The sequence below is a fragment of the Pantoea sp. CTOTU49201 genome, from assembly GCF_032054795.1.
Classification (GTDB): Bacteria; Pseudomonadota; Gammaproteobacteria; order Enterobacterales; family Enterobacteriaceae; genus Pantoea; species Pantoea symbiotica.
Genome location: NZ_DAMBSA010000058.1, coordinates 1 through 3,715 on the forward strand (window position 1 = coordinate 1; position 3,715 = coordinate 3,715).

The 3,715-nt window shown below is 58.4% G+C and carries 3 protein-coding genes; all 3 read right to left on the bottom strand.

Annotated features, from left to right (window positions below):
* Positions 1-1,076, bottom strand: a 1,076-nt coding sequence (locus RTY00_RS06495; protein WP_312663858.1) for an amidase, incomplete at its 3' end; no start/stop codon positions are given.
* Positions 1,063-2,508: an amidase gene (locus RTY00_RS06500; RefSeq protein WP_312663859.1), complete on the bottom strand. Its 1,446-nt coding sequence runs from the start codon at positions 2,506-2,508 to the stop codon at positions 1,063-1,065. The genes RTY00_RS06495 and RTY00_RS06500, both read right to left, overlap by 14 nt.
* A gap of 61 nt (positions 2,509-2,569) precedes the next feature.
* The coding region (locus RTY00_RS06505) for a 4-hydroxyphenylacetate 3-hydroxylase C-terminal domain-containing protein (protein ID WP_312663860.1) at positions 2,570-3,715 on the bottom strand (1,146 nt) is incomplete at its 5' end.

Genomic DNA, 3,715 nt, shown 5'->3' on the forward strand with positions numbered 1-3,715 from the left:
GCCAGCGTCAAAATGAGGTCGAAGCCCTCCATTAACGTCTGCAGCTTGCGCCGCCACTCGCTCAGAGCGGCTTGCGCCTGCTGATACTGCGCAAACGTGGATTCCGCTTTGAAATCGAGAAAGCGTCGGGTGACACTGCTGATTTCACTGCGGCGATGCTCAAATGCCAGCGCATGGGCCACTTCCCAGCCCATCACCGCATCGTGCATGGCGAACAACTGCTCGAAGTGTGGCGGCGTGGCGATATCACTCACTTGTGCGCCTTTGGCAGCCAGCTGCGTAGCCGCAAACTCCAGCGCCGCCTGTGATTCACTCTGCGCCTGCGCCCAGTTCGAAGAACGAAACAGCGCAATGCGTGGCGCGGTAGATGCCTCGCCCACGTTTAATTCCGGGCGACTGGCCAGCACCGCGCTGGCGAAGCCCGCATCGCGTACGTTGCGAGTAATGACGCCGATGGTATCCAGCGAATGCGCCAGCACTTTAGCGCCGGTGCTGTTAATGGTGCCGAAACTCGGTTTGTATCCCACGACGCCACAGTAAGAAGCGGGACGGATAATCGAGCCGGAGGTTTGTGTGCCGTAAGCAACCTGCGCCATATTAGCGGCGACCGCGGCGCAGGAACCACTCGATGAACCGCCCGGCGTATGTAATGGATTATGCGGATTACGGGTTTGATTCGGGCTGGCCATAGCAAATTCGGTGGTGACGGTCTTTCCCATGATCACCGCATCAGCGCGCCGCGCCATCGCGACACAGCTGGCATCCCAGGCCGGACGAAATCCACGATACAGCGCCGAACCGTAACCCGTGGCGAGATCAGCGGTATCAATCACGTCTTTAACGCCAATCGCCACGCCCGCCAGCGCCCCTTTCACTGGCCGGGCATCAATCGCCTGTGCCGCCTGTAAGGCCTGTTGGTTGGCTAAGGTTTCCCACGCCAGAATGGTCGGTTCACTGCGTGCAATATGCGCCTGACGCACTTCGATGGCTGCACGGGCGGTTAATTCACCCATCTGCACTTTAGACGCCACTTCACGCGCCGATAACGCCAAGATGGCCTGCTCAGACAGAGACATGGGAACTCCTGTTAAATGAGGGGCGACGATGGAACCAGGGTTGCGCCTGTTCGAGTTGCCCCGCCAGCGAAAACAGCGTGGTTTCATCTCCAAATGCCGCGCCAAAGTGAACGCCGATCGGCAATCCGGCACTCGACATGCCTAGAGGAACGCTCATCGCCGGACAGCCGGAAGCATTGAAAACGCAGGTAAAGGGACCGTGCAGCCAGAAGCGTTGATAGAAGGTATCGAGATCCTCGGTATCACCGCGCAGCACACCCAGTAAAGGGGCAGCTTCGCTGGTGACCGGCGACAGCAGAATGTCGTACTGGTTGAAGAACTGTCCCATCGCACGGGCGCAGGCGTGCAACTGATTCACCGCCCACAAGTAGTCGGTGCCGCGCCAGCTAAGCCCTTCCCGGATCCATTGTTGATTGACCGGCTCCAGGCGTGCCAGCGGATTGCTAATGCCACGTGCCGTCGCAAAACTGTTCATACCATTGGCGACATTCACACCCAAAATGATGCGCCAGGCGCGCATTAAGGCTTCGGCATCGTAGCGGCACTCAGCCGGTTCAATCTGATGCCCCAGAGTGCTGCACAAGCTGGCCGCCTGATTCACTACCTGTAAAATGTCGGGATCGATAGCATTTCCCAGCGGCGAGCGGCTAATCAAACCAATACGCAGCGGTCGTGGCGTCTGAGCCACGGCCTGAAGATAACTGTGCGCACTGGCAGGTGCAGCATAGGGATCGCCACGGTCAGCACCGGCGCTGATATCCAGCAGCGCGGCGTTATCGCGCACCGACCAGCTCACAGCATGTGGCGTCGACATCCCCGCGATGGCTTCAACTGCTACCGGGCCAAGTGGATTGCGCATGCGGCTAGGTTTGAAACCAAACAGGCCACAATGTGACGCCGGAACACGCGTGGAACCTGCGCCATCGGACGCATTGGCGAGCGGCATCCATCCTGCGGCAACAGCGGCGGCAGAGCCGCCCGACGATCCGCCCGGCGTGCGCGTCAGATCCCACGGATTGCGCGTGGCACCGTAAGCCAGCGGCTCGGTGGTAAAGCTCAGGGCAAATTCCGGCGTATTAGATTTGCCCAGTAACAACAAACCGGCCTGCCGATAACGCGTAATCAGCGTGCTGTCCTGTGTAGAGATGACCTCGCTAAACAGGTGTGAACCGCTGGACAAAGGCTGGCCGTTGACCTCAAAACCGGTGTTTTTGATCAGCATTGGCACGCCAGCAAACGGGCCGTCGGGTAAACCGTCGCGCAATTGCTGCCGCGCCTGTTCCCATGCCGGATGCACCACCGCATTCAGCGCTGGATTACCCTGTTCACACAGGCTGATTGCGGTTTCCAGCACCTCTTCAGCGCTCACTTGCCGCTGACGAATCAGTGCAGCCAGCCCCAGACCGTCATAGTCTGCATAGTCGTTAAACATGCGATTCTCCGTTATCCATCAGTGACGTGCGGTCGTCATAAATGGCGACCTTATGGCTGCATTACGCTAAACCCGCCAGCTTCTTCACCTGGTCAACAAAGACATCGCGTTTTACTTCTTCATACAGACGCGCGCGCAGGCGCGGGGCTGGGCTGGAGTTGACGTTTTCGAACAACGCTACGCGGCCTGCCAGCGAACTGGTGGTCATGTCCCAGATAAAGTTCATCAACTGCTCTTTCTCCATCGCGCTGGCCCCGTGGCCAACCAACAGATCGCGCAGGTAATGGCCGATGTCCGGATTGTCAAAGGCCGCTTTGCCGAAGCGCATCACCAGGCCTTGTCCACACATCTCCTGCAAAATATGGATGATGCGCGGATAGTGCTGAATCGAATAGAGACGCCCCGCCGTCAGCATGCCAACATCCGGTGCCATCACTTCGCCCTCGGTCAGCTGCGCTTTGGCTTCAGCGGCATAGACGAAAGCACGCAGCGTCTGCGCATACTCAATCAGTTCGCCGAGCATCGCCTGCACCGAAGGAATCCGGCCGGTGCCGAGCACATCCAGCACCAGTTGGCCTGCACCGACAAACAGCTCCGCTTTCACCGCCAGACGCGTCAGCACATGCCAGTGAGCAAAGGTGCAAACCGGGCCGTAATACTGCATCGCCGAGGGATCGCCGAGATTGAAAATGCGGTCAGTCGGCACAAACACGTTGTCGAAGATGATGAACTGGTCGGCTTCTTCGCCCAGACGCGCGACTGGATGATCAAACGGGTCGGCTTCCGGATGCGACACCATTTCGCGTGAGATCATGCGAATGCCGTCGGAGTTGATGGGAATCGAACCCCAAATGCAGGCTTCCGCAGGCGTTTCCTGAATACCCCCGAGGTTGGTAAAGAAGATCTCATTGGCCTGCGCTGCAATCGAACCAACGGTTTTTGCACCAGAGACACGAATACCGCCGCGCTCAATGCTTTTCACCCGCAGCAGCGACGCTTCGCCGGCTTTCGGTGAGGAACGGTCAGTTTGCGGCCCGGTCAGGCTTTCGGAGGCAGTTAAGTTGTTGTCGCGTCCATAAGCGAGATAACGCTCAATGTTTTCCGCGAAGTCCGGCTGACAACCATCAAAGGTCGATTTTTTCGCTTTAAAGGTCGGCAGATAAGCGTATAAGCCCACTGCAATCGCCGGTGCCAAATCCGGTGGACG